The following is a 16826-nucleotide window of genomic DNA, read 5'->3' on the forward strand; positions in this document are numbered from 1 at the left end:
GCAGTGACCATCCCCGCGCAGAGCGGCGGTGCCGTCCTCGCCAAGGACGCCGCCCCCGGCGAGACCCTGCTGAAGGTGACGGGGCTCAAGAAGCACTTCCCGATCCGCAAGGGCCTGCTCCAGCGGCAGGTCGGTGCGGTCCGCGCGGTCGACGGCCTGGACTTCGAGGTCAAGGCCGGTGAGACCCTCGGCGTCGTGGGCGAGTCGGGCTGCGGCAAGTCGACCATGGGCCGGCTGATCACGCGGCTGCTCGAACCGACGGCCGGCACGGTCGAGTTCGAGGGCCGGGACATCACGCACCTCGGGGTGAGCGGCATGCGTCCGCTGCGCCGCGACGTGCAGATGATCTTCCAGGACCCGTACTCGTCGCTGAACCCGCGGCACACCATCGGCACGATCATCGGTGCTCCCTTCCGGCTCCAGGGCGTCGAGCCCGAGGGCGGCGTCAAGAAGGAAGTGCAGCGGCTGCTGTCGGTCGTGGGTCTCAACCCCGAGCACTACAACCGCTACCCGCACGAGTTCTCCGGCGGTCAGCGCCAGCGCATCGGCATCGCCCGCGCGCTCGCGCTCAACCCGAAGCTGGTCGTGGCGGACGAGCCGGTGTCGGCCCTTGACGTGTCGATCCAGGCGCAGGTCGTCAACCTGCTGGACGACCTCCAGCAGGAGCTGGGCCTGACGTACGTGATCATCGCGCACGACCTGTCCGTGGTGCGGCACGTCTCGGACCGGATCGCGGTGATGTACCTCGGCAAGATCGTCGAGCTGGCCGACCGCGAGTCGCTCTACAAGGCGCCGATGCACCCGTACACCAAGGCGCTGATGTCGGCGGTGCCGATCCCGGACCCGAGGCGGAAGAACGCCAAGAGCGAGCGCATCCTGCTCAAGGGCGACGTCCCCTCGCCGATCGCCCCGCCGAGCGGCTGCCGCTTCCACACCCGGTGCTGGAAGGCGACGGAGATCTGCCGGACGACCGAGCCGCAGCTCCTGGAGCTCAAGCCCGGTCAGCGCGTGGCCTGCCACCACCCGGAGAACTTCGCCGACCAGGCCCCGCAGGACACGGTGCTGCTGACCGCGGCCAAGGAGGCGGCCGAGCTGGTCGCCGACGAGGTCCTCGCGGAGTCTGCCGAGACGTCGGCGGCGGTGGCCGCGGAGGTCGCGGCGACGGAGGCCGTCGAGGCGACCGACGCTCCTGAGGACAACGCGCCCGAGGCCGACAACAAGTAGAACACCAAGCCTGAGACGAGCCCCCGCCTTGCAATGTAAGGCGGGGGTTCGTTGTTGGGTGAGAATATGTGGGTGTTCCAGCAATTCTTCAGTCCATCCGTCCAGCACACCCTCGATGTCGTCGGCATCTTCGTGTTCGCCATCTCAGGCGCCCTGCTGGCCGTGCGCAAGAACTTCGACGTCTTCGGCATCGCCGTCCTCGCCGAGGTCACCGCGCTGGGCGGAGGGCTCTTCCGCGACCTGGTCATCGGCGCCGTGCCCCCGGCGGCCTTCACGGACCACGGGTACTTCGTCACCCCGCTGTTCGCCGCCCTCCTGGTCTTCTTCCTGCACCCTCAGGTGGAGCGCATCCAGGTCGGCGTGAACGTCTTCGACGCGGCCGGCCTCGGCCTGTTCTGCGTCACGGGCACGACGAAGGCGTACGCCTACGGCCTCAACCTCACCGCGTCCGCGGCCCTCGGCCTCGCCACCGCCGTCGGCGGCGGTGTGCTGCGCGACGTCCTCGCCAACGAGGTGCCTTCGCTGCTGCGCTGGGACCGCGACCTGTACGCGGTCCCGGCGATCGTCGGCGCCCTCATCGTGGTGGTCTGCATCCGCTACGACGCGCTGACCCCGCTGACCAGCGGGGTGGCGGTCGTCACCGCCTTCGTGCTGCGGCTGCTGGCGATGCGGTTCCACTGGCGGGCGCCGCGCGCGTGGAACCGCCGCTCGACGGTGACGGAGGAATGACTGTCCGGGGCGCATCTCACTCAGGCCAAAGCTACTGCTTAGTAATGTGATGTTGTACGGTTCATCCATGCCCCAAGCAGCCACCGTCCCCGACCGCCGCGCCACGATCGGCGACAGCGAGTTCGACCGCGACACGGCGGTCACCCGCCGCGAGCCCGGCGTCCACGACATCGACCTCTCCGCCGGGTGGACCGTCTTCGACGCGGTCAACGGCGGTTATCTGCTGGCCGTCCTCGGCCGGGCCCTCGCGGACACGCTGCCGCACCCGGACCCGTTCACGATCTCCGCGCACTACCTGACCGCCTCCCGGCCGGGCCCGGCGGTCGTCCGTACCGAGACCGTGCGCACCGGCCGTACCCTCTCCACCGGCCAGGCGTCCCTCCTCCAGTACGACGAGCAGGGCCGCGAGGTCGAACGCATCCGCGTCCTCGCCTCCTACGGCGACCTCACCGCCCTCCCCGACGACGTCCGCACGACCGCCGTACCGCCCGAGCTGCCCCCGCCGGCACGGTGCTTCGGCCCCGAGGACGGTCCCTCCCCGCTCGCCGGCAGCTCCCCCCTCGCCGACCGGCTGAGGCTCAGGCTCGACCCGGCCACCCTCGGCTGGGCGCTGGGGGCGCCGTCCGGCAGGGGCGAGATGCGTGCCTGGTTCGGCCTCGCGGACGGACGGGACGCCGACCCGCTCTCCCTGCTCCTCGCCGTGGACACCCTGCCGCCCACCGCCTTCGAGCTCGGCCTGTCCGGCTGGGTGCCCACGGTCGAGCTGACGGTCCACGTGCGGCAGCGCCCGGCGCCCGGCCCGCTGCGGGTGTCGATCACCACGCGCAACCTGGCCGGCGGCTTCCTGGAGGAGGACGCCGAGATCTGGGACACGAACGACCGCCTCGTGGCCCAGTCCCGCCAGCTCGCCCGCGTCCGACTGCCCTGATCACGGGGCCGGTGGGGTTCCGGGGCACGACCGGCGGGCGGGCGAGCGGGGTCACGCCCGGGACGTGAGCGGCGTGCGGCCCAGCCAGGCCGCGAGGCGGCCGTAGGCGTCGGCGTCCCCGGAGGGCTCGACGGCCGGTGCGAACGGGACGTTCTCGTCCCTCGGCCGGGACGGCGGAAGCGTGGCGCGCGCGGTGGCGAGGGCGACTCGGCCAGTTCCGGGTCGAGTGCACGCGGCCGGCCGAGCGCCTCGGACAGGTCCCAGGTGTGGGTGACCAGCTCCATCACATAGCCGGACAGTGCCCCGCTCCCCGGGACCTCGCCCCATGGCACACGGACCGGCGTCGCCATCCGCTCGTCGCTCTCCCACGCCCTGATGACCCGGGCCCTGGCGTCCTCGTAGGCCGCGGACCAGCCGTCGTCGGCGACGCCCTCGGCGACCGGCCGCACCGCGGCCCCGTCACCGCCCTCGCCGACCACCGCGATCCGCCGGCTGCCGCCGACGATGTGACTCAGCAGGGCGCGCACGTCGAACTCGGTACAGGGGGTGGGGGAGGCCAGTTGCTCGGGCCGCACGGTCCCGATGAGCGCGGCGGCCTGCTCGGTGGCGCGGGTGTAGACGGGGCGCGGGTCGGGGGAAGCGGTGGTCATGTCGGTGTCCTCCGGTGAGTCGGTGCCTTCTCGCACGTCCGGCCCGGCGCACGGCGGTGTCCCGTCGTGCGCCGGTGTCCTTCCGTGCGTCCGTGGACCGAGCATCCGCGGATAACCTGACAGATCCCGTCAACATTTGCCGGACGCCCGGCCGGGCGGGATCCTGGGCGCCGTGAAGTCCGACCGGCTGCTGTCGATCCTGCTGCTCCTCCAGACCCGGGGCCGGGTCCCCGCGCGGGAACTCGCCGAGCGGCTTGAGGTGTCGGTGCGCACCGTCTACCGCGACGTCGAGGCCCTGTCCGCCTCCGGTGTGCCGGTGTACGCCGAACGTGGCCGGCACGGCGGGATCGAACTGCTCGCCGGGTTCCGCACGGACGTCACGGGGCTGACGGCCGACGAGTCCCGGGCGCTGTTCGTCCTCGCCGCGCAGGGCGCGCACGCCGCGCTCGGCCTGGACGCGGCGCTCGGCTCGGCGCTGCGCAAGGTGATGGCCGCCCTGCCCGCTCCGTACCGCCCGGCCGCCGAGGTCACCAGCCGCCGCATCCTCGTCGACGCCACCCGCTGGAAGGGCGGCCCGGGGGCGACGGCCGACCTGGAGACGCTCCAGGAGGCGGTGTTCGCCGACCGGCGCCTCGGACTGCGCTACCGGCACAGCGGGGAACGGGAGCCGCGGACGTACACCGTCGATCCGTACGGCCTGGTCGCCAAGGCGGGCGTCTGGTACCTGGTCGCCGACCGGCGCGGGAAGCCCCGGCTGTTCCGGGCCGACCGGGTGTGCTCGGCCCGGCTGCTCGCCGATCCGGTACGGCGGCGTCCGGGTGTCGAACTGGCCGACGTCTGGGAGGTGTTGCGCCGCCAGGTCGAGGAGGGCGGCGGGGGGATCGAGGTCACGGTGCGGGTGCGGCGCGAACGGCTCGACATGTTCCGGCGGATGGCCGCCGCGTCCCTCGTCGACGTGGACGAGGACGACGGCGAGAGCGCCTGGGTGACCGCCAGGACGGCCTACCCCGTCCTGCGCGCGACCCGCCAGCTCCTCGCGTTCTCCGACCAGGTGGAGGTGGTGGGCCCGCCGGAGGTGCGCGAGGAGATCATGGCGGCGGTCCGCTCGGTCGCGCGGCTGTACGGCGAGCCGGGGGCCGGCCCGGAGTGAGGGCCGGCCGGGGCGGCGGCGGGGTCAGTCCAGCCAGTGGCGGCGACCCGTGTTGATCAGGCGCAGTCGGCGGGCCGCGATCCGGGTGACGTGTTCGCGCTCCTCCTCCGACCCCTCCAGGGCCTCCAGGAACAGCGACGCGGTGACGAGCATCTGGTCGACGTAGACGTGCGCCAGCATCAGCAGGTCGTCGTCGCTCCAGCCCGCCGACTCCGGGTCCTCGGCCAGCTCGGCCCGCACCTCCTCGGCGAACCGGTCCAGCTGGGCGCGGATGGCCTCCCGCACCGGCTGCACCCCGCCGTGCCGCTCGCGCGCGACGAACCGGACGTGGGCGGGGTGCTCGGCCACATGACGGGCGATCAGCCCGACGGCGCGGGCGATGCGCGCCTCGGCGTCGCCGTCAGAGGACACCGTCGCGCCGACCATCGGGTGCAGTCCGTCCAGTGCCTCGTCGACCAGGGCCACGCCCAGGTCGGCGGTGGAGCGGAAGTGCCGGTAGAAGGCGGTCGGGGCGACTCCGACGGCCCGGGTGACCTCGCGCAGGCCCAGGCTGCTCAGGCTCTGCTCCTCCAGCAGCGCGAGCGCCGCGTCCAGGAGCGCCTGCCTGGTCTTCCGCTTCTGTGCCTCGCGGACGCCAAGAGTGTGACTCATGTCATCCAGTTAACAACTGTTCTCCGGGATTGCAAACCCGACGCCCGCGTTAGACTCGTCGGTCAGTGAACAGTTGTTACCGAAAGAGTTCACCGCAGAGTTCACCGCATCCGATCGCCGACATCTCGTCCGAGTGTCCCGGAGGGGGGCCACCGCCCATGCTGTTCATCGTCGCCGCGCTCCTGCTGTTCGGTGTCGTGATCGGCACCGTCGCCCACGCGCCGCTGCCGTTCACCGCCCTCGCCGCCGCCGTCATCGCCGTCTGGCTCGGCGTCTTCGCCCTGCGCGAGCGCCACCGCCGGCACGCCGCGTCCACGGACTGACCCCGCGACCGCCCACCACAGGGAGCCGACACCATGCAGCTCACCGCAGCGGCCACCCGCCGCACCGGCACGCGCGACGCCGACGGCATGGCCGTCGCGTCCTTCGTCCTCGGCCTGCTCGGCCTTCTCGTCCTGAACCTCTTCCTCGGCCCCTTCGCCATGGTCCTGGCCGGCGTCGCCCTCCGGCGCGGCACCACCCGCCCGGGCCGCGCCCTGCTGGGCCTCACCCTGGGCGTCGCCGACCTCGTGGTCCTGCTGGCCTTCGTACAGGCGGACCACACGGTGTCGTGGAGCTTCTGACGGTACGAACGCCCCGCCGCGGCCCCCGATCCGGCCGCGGCGGGAAGGCACCCGGCCGGAGCCGACCACGGAAACGGGGCGCCGTAGAATCGGGCCCATCATGGCTTACCTCGATCACGCCGCGACCACCCCGATGCTTCCCGAGGCGGCAGAGGCTCTGACCGCCCTGCTGAGCGTCACCGGCAACGCGTCCTCCCTGCACGCATCCGGCCGCCGGGCCCGCCGCACGGTCGAGGAAGCCCGGGAGACCGTCGCCGAGGCACTGGGCGCCCGGCCCAGCGAGATCGTCTTCACGGCCGGCGGCACCGAGGCCGACAACCTCGCCGTGAAGGGCCTGTACTGGTCCCGGCACGACGCCGACCCCGCCCGCACCCGCGTCCTCAGCAGCCCCGTCGAGCACCACGCCGTGCTCGACGCCGTCCACTGGCTCGGCGAGCACGAGGGCGCCACCGTCGAGTACCTGCCCGTCGACGCCCACGGCCGCGTCCGCCCGGAGGTCCTGCGCGAGGCCATCGCCCGTAACCCCGACGACGTCGCCCTCGCCACCGTCATGTGGGCCAACAACGAGATCGGCACGATCATGCCGGTGCGTGAACTGGCCGACGTCGCCGCCGAGTTCGGTGTACCGCTGCACTCCGACGCGGTGCAGGCCACGGGACAGGTCCCCGTCGACTTCGCCGCGTCGGGGCTCGCCGCGATGACCGTCTCCGGTCACAAGATCGGCGGCCCCTACGGCATCGGCGCGCTCGTCCTCGGCCGGGAGCACACCCCCGTGCCCGTGCTGCACGGCGGCGGCCAGGAACGGCACGTGCGCTCCGGCACCCTGGACGTGCCGGCCGTCGCCTCCTTCGCCGTCGCCGCCCGCGTCTCCACCGAGCGCCGGGCCTGGTTCGCCCGCGAGATCGGCGCCCTGCGCGACGAGTTGACCGACGCCGTCCGCGCGGCCGTGCCCGACGCGATCCTCGGCGGCGACCCCGCGCCCGAGGGCCGGCTGCCCGCCAACGCCCACTTCACCTTCCCCGGCTGCGAGGGCGACTCCCTGCTGCTCCTGCTGGACGCCCAGGGCATCGAGTGCTCCACCGGCTCCGCCTGCACCGCCGGCATCGCCCAGCCCAGCCACGTCCTGCTGGCCACCGGCACCGACCCGGACCTGGCCCGCGGCACCCTCCGCTTCTCCCTGGGCCACACCTCGACCAGGGCGGACGTGGAAGCGGTCGCCAAGGCGATCGGCCCCGCCGTCGAACGGGCCCGCGCGGCCGGCCTCACCTGAGCCGGGGCGCCCGCCCGAAACCGGGGCGCCGCCGGGCTCGCCCCCGCTCCGAGGCGCCGGTTCAACGCTCCACCGGGGAGCGCCGGTTCACGTCCCCTTCGGGGCGTCGGCCCGGGTCTCCTGCGGTGCGGGCCGGTCGAGGCCGGCACGGGCCTCCCGCACCAGCCTCATGTACCGGTCCCAGTCCCAGTGGGGCCCCGGGTCCGTGTGGTCCGTGCCCGGCACCTGGGAGTGGCCGATGACGTGCTCCCGGTCGACCGGTATGCCGTACCGCTTGCATATCGCCGCCGTCAGCCGCGCCGACGCCGCGTACATCGCGTCCGTGAACGACGACGCCTTCTCCACGAAGCCGACGTGCTCGATGCCGACGCTGCGCTCGTTGTACTCCCGGTTGCCCGCGTGGAACGCCACGTCCAGCTCGCGGATCAGCTGGGTGACCCGCCCGTCCTGCCGCACGATGTAGTGCGCCGCCGCCCCGTGCCCCGGGTCCTGGAACACCTTCACCGCGCTGTCGTAGCCGCCCTGGGTGACATGGACGACCACCCGGTCGATCCGGTAGTCGTCCGGCCGGTCCGCCCGCCGGTAGTTCGCCGGGGACGCCGCGATCCAGCGCGCGCCACGGAAGTCCACCGCGCCCGCCACCCGTGGCCGCTCCACGCCCGGCAGCCGCCACCACAGCCGGTCCAGCTCCTCGCGGGCCAGCGCCGCCGTGCCCACCGCGGCCACGACGCCGCCCACGAGCAGGGCGCGCCGCCCCAGCCGGCGGTCCGAGTCGCCGCGCTTCGCGTCGGCCTGAGTGTCCCCCATGTGATCGTCAACGGATACCCGCGGGCCCTGGTTCCCGCCGCCCCGTACCCTGGAAGGGTTATGACTGAGACCCCGCAGCGCCCCCTCCGCGTCCTCGCCGCCATGTCCGGCGGAGTCGACTCCGCCGTCGCCGCCGCCCGCGCCGCGGAAGCCGGGCACGACGTCACCGGCGTCCACCTCGCGCTCTCCGCGAACCCGCAGTCCTTCCGCACCGGCGCGCGGGGCTGCTGCACCATCGAGGACTCCCGCGACGCGCGCCGCGCCGCCGACGTCATCGGCATCCCGTTCTACGTCTGGGACCTCGCCGACCGCTTCCGCGAGGACGTCGTCGAGGACTTCGTCGCCGAGTACGAGGCCGGGCGCACCCCCAACCCGTGCCTGCGCTGCAACGAGAAGATCAAGTTCGCCGCCCTCCTGGACAAGGCGCTCGCCCTCGGCTTCGACGCCGTCTGCACCGGCCACTACGCGCAGGTGGTCATGGGTCGCGACGGCACCCGCGAGCTGCACCGCGCCTCCGACATGGCGAAGGACCAGTCGTACGTCCTCGGTGTCCTCGACGAGCGGCAGCTCGCCCACGCCCTGTTCCCGCTCGGCGACACCGTGACCACCAAGGACGAGATCCGCGCCGAGGCCGAGCGCCGCGGCCTCGCCGTCGCGCGCAAGCCCGACTCGCACGACATCTGCTTCATCGCCGACGGCGACACCCAGGGCTTCCTCGCGCGGCGCCTCGGCCGGGCCGAGGGCGACATCGTCGACGAGTCCGGCACCAAGGTGGGCACGCACGAGGGGGCGTACGGCTTCACGATCGGCCAGCGCAAGGGCCTGCGCATCGGCACCCCGGCCGCCGACGGCAAGCCGCGCTACGTCCTCGACATCTCCCCGGTGGACAACACGGTCACGGTCGGCCCGGCCGCCGCCCTGGACGTCGTCGCCCTCACCGCGATCAAGCCCCGCTGGTGCGGCACCGCCCCCACCGGCCCCGGCACGTACACGGCCCAGCTGCGTGCCCACGGCGGCGAGACCCGGGTCACCGCGGAACCGGTCGACGGCGAACTGCGCGTGCGCTTCACCGAGCCGGTCCGCGGCGTCGCCCCCGGCCAGGCCGTCGTCCTCTACGACGGCACCCGCGTGGTCGGCTCGGCGACCATCGCGACGACCGAGCGGGCGACGGCCGCGGTCGCGTAGCCCCCACGGGCGAGCGAAAGGGGCGAACGGCCCCGGGGGCGGGGCCGTTCGGCCGCCGCCCGCGGACCGCCGACGGTGGTGTGATGCCGAGGCGCCCCGCCCGGACCGGCGGCGGCGCGGACACCGCCGCAGAGCCGACAGGACACCGCCGTGACGCCCCGCCCAGCCCCACCGACCCCGGCCCCGACCCTCCGCGCGCGGGGCGGCGGGAACCCCACCCGCGTGGGGGAGGCGCGCCCGTGAGCGACGACTACCACGCCCTGCTCGCCCGCCGGGAGGCCATGCGCCTGCGGGACCGGCTGCTGTCACCCGCCCCACGCGCGGCGCACGCCCCCGGCCGGCCCCGCGCCCAGGACACCGCGGCGGACCAGGAGCTGATCACCCGCGGCCTCGCCCGCGTCACGCCCTTCGACGCGCTCATCGGGCGGCTCTACGACGTCCTGTTCCAACGGCACCCGTATCTGCGGCAGTTGTTCCCCGCGTCGATGGACTTCCAGCGCAGCCGGCTGGAGCGCGCGTTCTGGTTCCTGATCGAGCACCTGGACCACCCCGACGAACTCACCGCCTTCTGTGCCCGCCTGGGGCGCGACCACCGCAAACTCGGGGTGCTGCCCGTGCACTACGAGCTGTTCGCCGACGCCCTCACCGAGGCGCTGCGGCGGTCCGCGGCGGGCCCGCTCGACCAGGAGGCGGAGCAGGCGTGGCTGCGCATGATCCGCCTCGCCGCCGACACCATGGCGGAGGGCGCCCGCGAGGCGCTGGCCGAACCGGCGTACTGGAGCGGCACGGTCACCGACCACCAGCGCCGCCGCCAGGACCTCGCCGTGCTGCGGGTGCGCCCCTCCGAGCCGTATCCGTACCGCCCCGGCCAGTACGCGACCCTCCAGACCCCGCTGCTGCCGCACACCTGGCGGCCCTACACGGTGGTCGCCCCACCGGGCCGCGACGGCGAGCTGGAGTTCCACGTCCGGCGCACCGGCCCCGACGGCGTGAGCGACGCGCTGGTGACCCGCACCGGCGTGGGCGACACCCTGCGGCTCGGACCCGCGCAGGGCGCCATGACGCTCGACGACCCGCTCACCCGCGACGTGCTGATCGTCGCGGCCGGCACCGGCTGGGCCACCGCGCGGGCACTCGTCGAGGACCTGGCCGCACGGCGCGCTCCGGGCTGCTCCGTCCACCTGTACCTCGGCGCCCGCAGCGCGGACGACGTGTACGACGCCCCCGCGCTGACCCGGCTGGAGAATCGTCACCCCTGGCTGAGGGCGGTCACCGTCGTCGACGACGGCCCGCCGGTCGCCGGGCCGTCCGCGCTGGTCGAGGCGATGACCCGCGCCGCCGCGGCCCGGGGCACGCGCGACGTGTACGTGAGCGGCCCGCCCGCCCTGGTCACCACCGCCGTGCACCGGCTGACCGCCCTCGGCCTGCCGCCAGGGCGCATCCACCACGACCCCGTGACCGAGGCCGTCCCCCTCGCGCCGCAGCCGTGGCGGACCGGCGCCCCCGGCCGGGAGACCGTCCGCGCCGACCTGGGGTGACCCCACACGCGGGCGACCCGGGACGACCCCGCGCGTGGGAGCGGCGCGGTCCCCTAGGCCGTGAAGAACTCCGCCAGGACCGGTGCGAGGACGTCGGGGTCCACCATGTGGGTCTGGTCCTCCAGGACGGTGTACGTGCCCCGCGGCGCCACGTCGGCGACGTCCCGGACCGCCGCCCGCAGCCACGCCGGGCTCGCGCCGCCCGCGATCGCCAGCACCGGCACGCCGATCGACGCGATCCGCTCCCGGGGCACCAGACCGCCGGCCATCACCGCGTCGTCGTGGGCGAGGCTGGGCGCGATCTCCTCCATCCCGGCCCACATGGGGGAGCGGCGGGCACCCTGGATCATCTCCTCGGCCAGCCCGGTCAGCCGCAGGAACAGCTCCACGGCGTCCCCGCGCCGCCCCTCGCCGAGCGCCCGCGCCAGCCGCTCGCTGTACTCGACGCGCTCCGGCACACCGCCCCCGTGGTCGGCGTACGGCGTCTCGTAGACGGCCGCCCGCTCGACGGGCAGTCCGCTCGCCACCGCCTCCAGCACCAGCGCGCCGCCCGAGGACACGCCGTAGAGCGACGCCGTGCCGCCCACCACCTCGATGAGCGCGGCCAGGTCCTCGACCTCCCGCGCCACCGCGTACGGCGGTGTGTCACCGCTCGCGCCGCGGCCCCGGCGGTCGAACGGGACCACCGTGCAGCGGTCCGCGAGCCGGGCCGCGAGCGGGGCCAGCGTGCCGCCCGTCGACATGGCACCGCTCACCAGGACGACCGCCGGGCCCCGCCCGCCGCGTGTGTACGCGATCGGTGTGCCGTCGCGCGAGATGATCTGCCTGTCCATGCCTGAGCAGACTGCCACCGGGCACGGGATTAATCGGTCACGACACTTCCACTTCGTAGAAGCAGAGGTGGTCCTTGATCTGTTCGACGCCCTCCTTGGGCTCCGGGTACGCCCACACGAGGTCCGGCGCGTTCGGCAGCGACCAGTAGGACGCCGTGCCCTTGAACGGGCAGATCGTGTGGGTGTCGGACGGGGTGAGCAGGTCGAGGCGCACGTCCTCGGCCGGGATGTAGTACCGCACGGGCGAGCCCGTCTCGCGCAGCACGAGGGGGCGGTCCGACTCGGCGAGCACCTGGTCCCCGTGCACCACGCGCACGTGCCGCTCGCCCCGCTCGATGGTGATGGTGTGTCCGTCGGCCATAATCACGTCTCCTTCGGTCTCCCCACAGGAGCGCTCGCGGGCGCCCGGTTCTTCCCGCGTACGGTGAGGCGCATGAACATCTGTGTCTTCCTCTCCGCCGCCGACCTCGACGTCCGTTACACGCGCCCCGCGCGCGAGTTCGCGGAACTCCTCGGCAAGGGCGGTCACACCCTGGTCTGGGGAGGCTCCGACGTCGGCCTGATGAAGGTCGTCGCCGACGGGGTGCAGGAGGCGGGCGGCCGGCTGGTGGGCGTCTCCGTCACGTTCCTCCAGGCCAAGGCGCGGCCCGACGCGGACGAGATGGTCGTCGCCGCGGACCTCGCCGAGCGCAAGCGGCTGCTGCTGGAGAAGGCCGACGGCGTGGTGATCATGGTGGGCGGCACCGGGACGCTCGACGAGGCCACCGAGATCCTCGAACTCAAGAAGCACGGGCACACCGACAAGCCCGTGGTCCTGCTCAACTCCGCGGGCTTCTACGACGGCCTCAAGGAGCAGTTCCGGCGCATGGAGGCCGAGGGGTTCCTGCCGAGGCCGCTCGGTGAGCTGGTGTTCTTCGCCGAGGAGCCGGTCGGCGCACTGGCCTACCTGGAGGAGAGCCTCGGCATGCGGTGATGCGAGCATGGCCGTCATGGCTACTCATGTGATCACCGGGGCGGGCTCCGGCATCGGCGCGGCCGTGGCCCGCCGGCTGCACGCGCGCGGTGACGAACTCGTCCTCCACGCGCGGGCCGCGGGCCGCGCCAAGGAACTGACGGCGGAGTTCCCCGGGGCGAGAACGCTGGTGGGGGACCTCGCCGACCCCGACAGGCTGTCGTGGGCGTTCTCCCACCAGACCCTGCCGGACCGGGTGGACTCCCTGCTGCACATCGCAGGCGTCGTCGACCTCGGGCCGGTCGGGGAACTGACCCCCAAGTCCTGGCGGCACCAGCTCAACGTCAACCTGATCGCCCCCGCCGAGCTGACCCGGCTGTTCCTGCCCCAGCTGCGCGCCACGCGCGGGCACGTGCTGTTCGTCAACTCGGGCGCGGGACTGCGGGCGAGCGCCGACTGGTCCGCGTACGCGGCGTCCAAGCACGGTCTGAAGGCCCTCGCCGACTCCCTGCGCGCCGAGGAGCACGCGGCGGGCGTCCGCGTCACCTCCGTCTACCCCGGCCGCACGGCCAGCCCCATGCAGGCCAAGGTCCACCAGCAGGAGGGCAAGGACTACGACCCCGCCCGCTGGATCGACCCCGAATCGGTCGCCACGACCATCCTGACGGCCCTGGACCTCCCCCGGGACGCGGAGATCGACGACCTGACGGTCCGCCCGGGCCGCTGAAGGCCGACCGGCACCACGACTCGGCCCGTCCGGCGTTCGAGGACGAGGCCGTTCGGGCCGTGCGGGGGTTCGGGGGCGGCAGCCCCCGGGACAGGAGGACAGCCCCGGGAGCGACGGAACAGCCCGGTCACCGTTGGCCGCCGGCCGCCCCCGCAGGGACTTAGGCTTCGGGCCGTGAGTGAAAACAGCCAGCCCAGGTTCGGCGCGGCCACCGGCGTCGGATCGTTGCCCGGGGGCGACGCCCGGGAAGCCGCCAGGACCGTCACCGGCACCTTCGAGGACTTCCCGTTCCTGCCCGAACTCCCCGCCCGCGGCCCCGGCGCCGACATGATCGGCCGTACCGCCGGCCTGCTCGTCGAGGTCTACGCGCGCGTGGAGCCCAGCGGCTGGCGGATCGGGGACCGCCCCGGCCGGGACACCCGGCGCGCACGCTCCTGGCTCGGCGAGGACCTGGACGCCCTGGAGGAGTTCACCCAGGACTACGAGGGCCCCCTCAAGGTGCAGGCCGTCGGCCCCTGGACCCTGGCCACCGCCCTGGAACTGCGCAACGGGGAGGCAGCGATCTCCGACCCCGGCGCCTGCCGCGACCTCGCCGCCTCCCTCACCGAGGGCCTGCGCCAGCACCTCGCCGAGGTCGCCCGCCGCATCCCCGGCGCCCGCATCGTGCTCCAGCTCGACGAACCCTCCCTCACCCCCGTGCTGCGCGGCCAGGTCCGCACCGCCAGCGGCTACCGCACCCACCGCGCCGTCGACCGCCAGCTCGTCGAGTCCACCCTCCGCGACGTCGTCGGCGTCCACGGCGACGGCCCGGTCGTGGTCCACTCCTGCGCGCCCGACGTCCCCTTCGCCCTGCTGTGCCGCACCGGCGCCCGCGGCATCTCCTTCGACTTCTCGCTGCTCACCGAACGTGACGACGAGGCGATCGGCGAGGCCGTGGAGGGCGGGACACGGCTGTTCGCCGGTGTCGTCCCCGGCACGGACACCCCGTTGTCAGACCCTGCCGGTAGCGTCATGGGTGTCAGGACGCTGTGGCGCAGGCTGGGGCTGCATCCGGGGCTTCTCGCGGACGCCGTCACGGTCACCCCGTCGTGCGGCCTCGCGGGCGCTTCCCCCGCGTACGCCCGCGCGGCGCTCGCCCACTGCGTCCGGGCGGCGAGATCCCTCGCGGACAACCCAGAGTAACGGGAGGACCACACGGTGGCCGGCGACAAGCAGCAGGCGGAGACGGCAGTGCCCGCCGAGGCACGGGAGAAGCACGCGCGGCTCGCTGAGCAGATCGAGGAGCACCGCTTCCGGTACTACGTGAAGGACGCCCCGGTCGTCAGCGACGCGGAGTTCGACCGGCTCCTGCGCACCCTGGAGGCCCTGGAGGAGGAGCACCCCGAACTGCGCACGCCCGACTCGCCGACCCAGAAGGTGTCCGGGTCGTACGAGACGGAGTTCACGGCGGTCGAGCACCGCGAGCGCATGATGTCGCTCGACAACACCTTCAACGACGACGAACTCGCCGCCTGGACCGACCGCATCCACCGCGAACTGGGGGACCAGGAGTACCACTTCCTGTGCGAGCTCAAGGTCGACGGCCTCGCGGTCAACCTCACCTACGAACACGGCCGCCTCACGCGCGCGGCCACCCGCGGCGACGGCCGCACCGGCGAGGACATCACGCCCAACGTCCGGACGATCGCCGAGATCCCGGACCGGCTGGACGGCGAGCACGTCCCCGACCTCGTGGAGATCCGCGGCGAGGTCTACTTCCCGATGGACAAGTTCGCCGAGCTGAACGAACGCCTGGTCGCCGCCGAGGACAAGCCCTTCGCCAACCCCCGCAACGCGGCGGCCGGTTCACTGCGCCAGAAGGACCCGCGCGTCACCGCCACCCGCCCGCTACACATGGTCGTCCACGGCATCGGCGCCCTGGAGGGCTACACCGGCCTCGACCGCCTCTCCGGGGCGTACGACCTGCTGAAGACCTGGGGCCTGCCCACCTCGCCGCACAACCGGGTGGTCGACGACCTCGACGGCGTACGGGAGTTCATCGCGTACTACGGCGAGAACCGCCACTCCGTGGAGCACGAGATCGACGGCGTCGTCGTCAAGCTCGACGAGATCCGCCTCCAGGGCCGCCTCGGCTCCACCTCGCGCGCCCCGCGCTGGGCCATCGCGTACAAGTACGCGCCGGAGGAGGTCAACACCCGCCTCGTCGACATCAAGGTGGGCGTCGGCCGCACCGGCCGCGTCACGCCGTACGCCCAGGTCGAGCCGGTCACGGTCGCGGGCTCCGAGGTCGAGTTCGCCACCCTGCACAACCAGGACGTGGTCAAGGCCAAGGGCGTCCTCATCGGCGACACGGTGGTGCTGCGCAAGGCGGGCGACGTCATCCCCGAGATCCTCGGCCCGGTCGTCGACCTGCGCGACGGCAGCGAGCGGGAGTTCGTGATGCCCGCCGAGTGCCCGGAGTGCGGGACCCCGCTGCGCCCCATGAAGGAGGGCGACATCGACCTGCGCTGCCCCAACGCGCGGGCGTGCCCCGCCCAGTTGCGGGAGCGGCTGTTCTACCTCGCGGGCCGCAAGGCGCTGGACATCGAGCACTTCGGCTACGTGGCAGCCGCCGCCCTGACCAAGCCCCTGGAGCCCGCAGAGCCGCCCCTGACGGACGAGGGCGACCTGTTCGACCTCACCGTCGAGCAGCTGCTGCCCATCAAGGCGTACGTCCTCGACCAGGACAGCGGCCTGCCCAAGCGGGACCCGAAGACCGGCGAGGAGAAGGTCGCCCTCGTCTTCGCCAACCAGGAGGGCGGGCCGCGCAAGAACGCGCTCGCCATGCTGGACAACATCGCCGCGGCCAAGGAGCGTCCGCTCGCCCGCGTGCTGACCGGTCTGTCGATCCGTCACGTCGGGCCCGTCGCGGCCGAGGCGCTGGCCCGCGAGTTCCGCTCCGTCGAACGCATCGAGCAGGCCACCGAGGAGGAGCTGGCCGGCACCGACGGCGTCGGCCCGATCATCGCGGCCTCGCTCAAGGAGTGGTTCGCCGAGGACTGGCACCAGGAGATCCTGCGCAAGTGGAAGGCCGCCGGCGTCCGCATGGAGGAGGAGGCGTCCGGCGAGGACGAGGGCCCCCGCCCCCTCGAAGGCATCACGGTCGTCGTGACCGGGACGCTGGAGAACTTCACCCGGGACGGCGCCAAGGAGGCACTCCAGAGCCAAGGCGCGAAGGTGACCGGTTCGGTGTCCAAGAAGACGGCGTTCGTCGTCGTGGGGGACAATCCGGGATCGAAGTACGACAAGGCGGTGCAATTGAAGGTTCCCGTCCTGAATGAGGACGGTTTCACCGTCCTGTTGGAGCGGGGCACGGAAGCGGCGGCCGAAGTCGCGCTCCCGACCGGGGAGTAGCGGTTGAAGACCACTCGATCGGCGCATACCAGATGCATACGGGTGGCGAGGGCGCATTCGGGCAACCGTCGACGACCGCTGCCCGTGGAAGCCTTCTGCGGCCTACTGTTGAGTTGTGCGCCTGCCGTGCCCAGCTGCGGTCGGGGCATCTCCGTGCGTGTGAAGG

The 16826-nt window shown here is 73.4% G+C and carries 17 protein-coding genes and 1 pseudogene; 13 read left to right on the forward strand and 5 right to left on the reverse strand.

Annotation, left to right across the window (positions count from 1 at the left end; genetic code table 11):
- The first annotated feature begins 3 nt into the window (after positions 1–3).
- The 3 genes from AB0F77_RS34220 (at position 4) to AB0F77_RS34230 (ending at position 2881) form a co-directional block, all read left to right on the forward strand.
- Entirely contained in the window at positions 4–1224 is a 1221-nt protein-coding gene (locus AB0F77_RS34220) for a dipeptide ABC transporter ATP-binding protein (RefSeq protein ID WP_361955769.1), read from the forward strand.
- Between the two features lie 72 nt (positions 1225–1296).
- Positions 1297–1953 (forward strand): trimeric intracellular cation channel family protein, encoded by a 657-nt coding sequence (locus tag AB0F77_RS34225; RefSeq protein ID WP_361955771.1) that lies wholly within the window; start codon positions 1297–1299, stop codon positions 1951–1953.
- Between the two features lie 67 nt (positions 1954–2020).
- Entirely contained in the window at positions 2021–2881 is an 861-nt protein-coding gene (locus AB0F77_RS34230; protein WP_361955773.1) for a thioesterase family protein, read from the forward strand.
- 51 nt (positions 2882–2932) lie between these two features.
- Here the strand turns inward: AB0F77_RS34230 and AB0F77_RS34235 are convergent.
- A pseudogene (locus AB0F77_RS34235) lies at positions 2933–3531 on the reverse strand (TIGR03086 family metal-binding protein).
- Positions 3532–3703: 172 nt separating this feature from the next.
- Between AB0F77_RS34235 and AB0F77_RS34240 the strand changes: the two are divergent.
- Complete coding sequence (locus AB0F77_RS34240; RefSeq protein ID WP_361955775.1) at positions 3704–4681, forward strand: YafY family protein; 978 nt, start codon at positions 3704–3706, stop codon at positions 4679–4681.
- Between the two features lie 24 nt (positions 4682–4705).
- Here AB0F77_RS34240 and AB0F77_RS34245 read toward each other — a convergent pair whose 3' ends face one another.
- Positions 4706–5332 (reverse strand): TetR family transcriptional regulator, encoded by a 627-nt coding sequence (locus AB0F77_RS34245; RefSeq protein WP_361955777.1) that lies wholly within the window; start codon positions 5330–5332, stop codon positions 4706–4708.
- Between the two features lie 158 nt (positions 5333–5490).
- Between AB0F77_RS34245 and AB0F77_RS34250 the strand changes: the two genes are divergently transcribed.
- The 3 genes from AB0F77_RS34250 to AB0F77_RS34260 all read left to right on the forward strand — a co-directional run bounded on the left by AB0F77_RS34250 (position 5491) and on the right by AB0F77_RS34260 (position 7225).
- Positions 5491–5655, forward strand: a complete 165-nt coding sequence (locus AB0F77_RS34250) for a hypothetical protein (RefSeq protein WP_361955779.1) — start codon at positions 5491–5493, stop codon at positions 5653–5655.
- A gap of 33 nt (positions 5656–5688) precedes the next feature.
- On the forward strand, positions 5689–5955 hold the full coding sequence (locus tag AB0F77_RS34255) for a DUF4190 domain-containing protein (RefSeq protein WP_361955781.1): 267 nt from the start codon (positions 5689–5691) through the stop codon (positions 5953–5955).
- A 100-nt stretch (positions 5956–6055) separates the two neighbouring features.
- Positions 6056–7225 carry a cysteine desulfurase family protein gene (locus tag AB0F77_RS34260; protein WP_361955783.1) on the forward strand — a complete coding sequence of 390 codons (1170 nt, stop codon included), beginning with the start codon at positions 6056–6058 and terminating at the stop codon, positions 7223–7225.
- Between the two features lie 87 nt (positions 7226–7312).
- On the opposite strand, the gene AB0F77_RS34265 is transcribed toward AB0F77_RS34260, so the two are convergent.
- Complete coding sequence (locus AB0F77_RS34265; RefSeq protein ID WP_361955785.1) at positions 7313–8032, reverse strand: N-acetylmuramoyl-L-alanine amidase; 720 nt, start codon at positions 8030–8032, stop codon at positions 7313–7315.
- 60 nt (positions 8033–8092) lie between these two features.
- On the opposite strand from AB0F77_RS34265, the gene mnmA reads away from it, so the two are divergent.
- Together mnmA and AB0F77_RS34275 are read left to right on the forward strand one after the other, a co-directional pair.
- Positions 8093–9217 carry a tRNA 2-thiouridine(34) synthase MnmA gene (mnmA, locus tag AB0F77_RS34270; protein WP_361955787.1) on the forward strand — a complete coding sequence of 375 codons (1125 nt, stop codon included), beginning with the start codon at positions 8093–8095 and terminating at the stop codon, positions 9215–9217.
- A gap of 239 nt (positions 9218–9456) precedes the next feature.
- Positions 9457–10755, forward strand: a complete 1299-nt coding sequence (locus AB0F77_RS34275) for a globin domain-containing protein (protein WP_361955789.1) — start codon at positions 9457–9459, stop codon at positions 10753–10755.
- Between the two features lie 53 nt (positions 10756–10808).
- On the opposite strand, the gene AB0F77_RS34280 is transcribed toward AB0F77_RS34275, so the two are convergent.
- Together AB0F77_RS34280 and AB0F77_RS34285 are read right to left on the reverse strand one after the other, a co-directional pair.
- Positions 10809–11588 (reverse strand): alpha/beta hydrolase, encoded by a 780-nt coding sequence (locus AB0F77_RS34280; RefSeq protein WP_361955791.1) that lies wholly within the window; start codon positions 11586–11588, stop codon positions 10809–10811.
- Between the two features lie 37 nt (positions 11589–11625).
- Positions 11626–11949 (reverse strand): DUF427 domain-containing protein, encoded by a 324-nt coding sequence (locus AB0F77_RS34285; RefSeq protein WP_361955793.1) that lies wholly within the window; start codon positions 11947–11949, stop codon positions 11626–11628.
- Between the two features lie 72 nt (positions 11950–12021).
- Between AB0F77_RS34285 and AB0F77_RS34290 the strand changes: the two genes are divergently transcribed.
- From AB0F77_RS34290 to ligA, 4 genes are all read left to right on the forward strand, one after another.
- Positions 12022–12561 (forward strand): TIGR00730 family Rossman fold protein, encoded by a 540-nt coding sequence (locus tag AB0F77_RS34290; RefSeq protein ID WP_361955795.1) that lies wholly within the window; start codon positions 12022–12024, stop codon positions 12559–12561.
- A gap of 7 nt (positions 12562–12568) precedes the next feature.
- Positions 12569–13267 (forward strand): SDR family oxidoreductase, encoded by a 699-nt coding sequence (locus tag AB0F77_RS34295; protein WP_361955797.1) that lies wholly within the window; start codon positions 12569–12571, stop codon positions 13265–13267.
- A gap of 174 nt (positions 13268–13441) precedes the next feature.
- On the forward strand, positions 13442–14449 hold the full coding sequence (locus tag AB0F77_RS34300) for a methionine synthase (RefSeq protein ID WP_361955799.1): 1008 nt from the start codon (positions 13442–13444) through the stop codon (positions 14447–14449).
- Positions 14450–14464: 15 nt separating this feature from the next.
- On the forward strand, positions 14465–16660 hold the full coding sequence (ligA, locus tag AB0F77_RS34305) for an NAD-dependent DNA ligase LigA (RefSeq protein ID WP_361955801.1): 2196 nt from the start codon (positions 14465–14467) through the stop codon (positions 16658–16660).
- Positions 16661–16826 lie beyond the last annotated feature (166 nt).

The organism is Streptomyces sp. NPDC026672 (assembly GCF_040638185.1).
Lineage (GTDB): Bacteria > Actinomycetota > Actinomycetes > Streptomycetales > Streptomycetaceae > Streptomyces.

What these genes read in the sequence shown, in the direction of transcription:
- AB0F77_RS34260 (WP_361955783.1), top strand. Translation starts at nt 6,056, where the DNA reads ATGGCTTACCTCGATCACGCCGCGACCACCCCGATGCTTCCCGAGGCG.
- AB0F77_RS34255 (WP_361955781.1), top strand. Translation starts at nt 5,689, where the DNA reads ATGCAGCTCACCGCAGCGGCCACCCGCCGCACCGGCACGCGCGACGCC.
- AB0F77_RS34250 (WP_361955779.1), top strand. Translation starts at nt 5,491, where the DNA reads ATGCTGTTCATCGTCGCCGCGCTCCTGCTGTTCGGTGTCGTGATCGGC.
- AB0F77_RS34265 (WP_361955785.1), bottom strand. Translation starts at nt 8,032, where the DNA reads ATGGGGGACACTCAGGCCGACGCGAAGCGCGGCGACTCGGACCGCCGG.
- AB0F77_RS34290 (WP_361955795.1), top strand. Translation starts at nt 12,022, where the DNA reads ATGAACATCTGTGTCTTCCTCTCCGCCGCCGACCTCGACGTCCGTTAC.
- AB0F77_RS34245 (WP_361955777.1), bottom strand. Translation starts at nt 5,332, where the DNA reads ATGAGTCACACTCTTGGCGTCCGCGAGGCACAGAAGCGGAAGACCAGG.
- mnmA (WP_361955787.1), top strand. Translation starts at nt 8,093, where the DNA reads ATGACTGAGACCCCGCAGCGCCCCCTCCGCGTCCTCGCCGCCATGTCC.
- AB0F77_RS34295 (WP_361955797.1), top strand. Translation starts at nt 12,569, where the DNA reads ATGGCCGTCATGGCTACTCATGTGATCACCGGGGCGGGCTCCGGCATC.
- AB0F77_RS34280 (WP_361955791.1), bottom strand. Translation starts at nt 11,588, where the DNA reads ATGGACAGGCAGATCATCTCGCGCGACGGCACACCGATCGCGTACACA.
- AB0F77_RS34285 (WP_361955793.1), bottom strand. Translation starts at nt 11,949, where the DNA reads ATGGCCGACGGACACACCATCACCATCGAGCGGGGCGAGCGGCACGTG.
- AB0F77_RS34230 (WP_361955773.1), top strand. Translation starts at nt 2,021, where the DNA reads ATGCCCCAAGCAGCCACCGTCCCCGACCGCCGCGCCACGATCGGCGAC.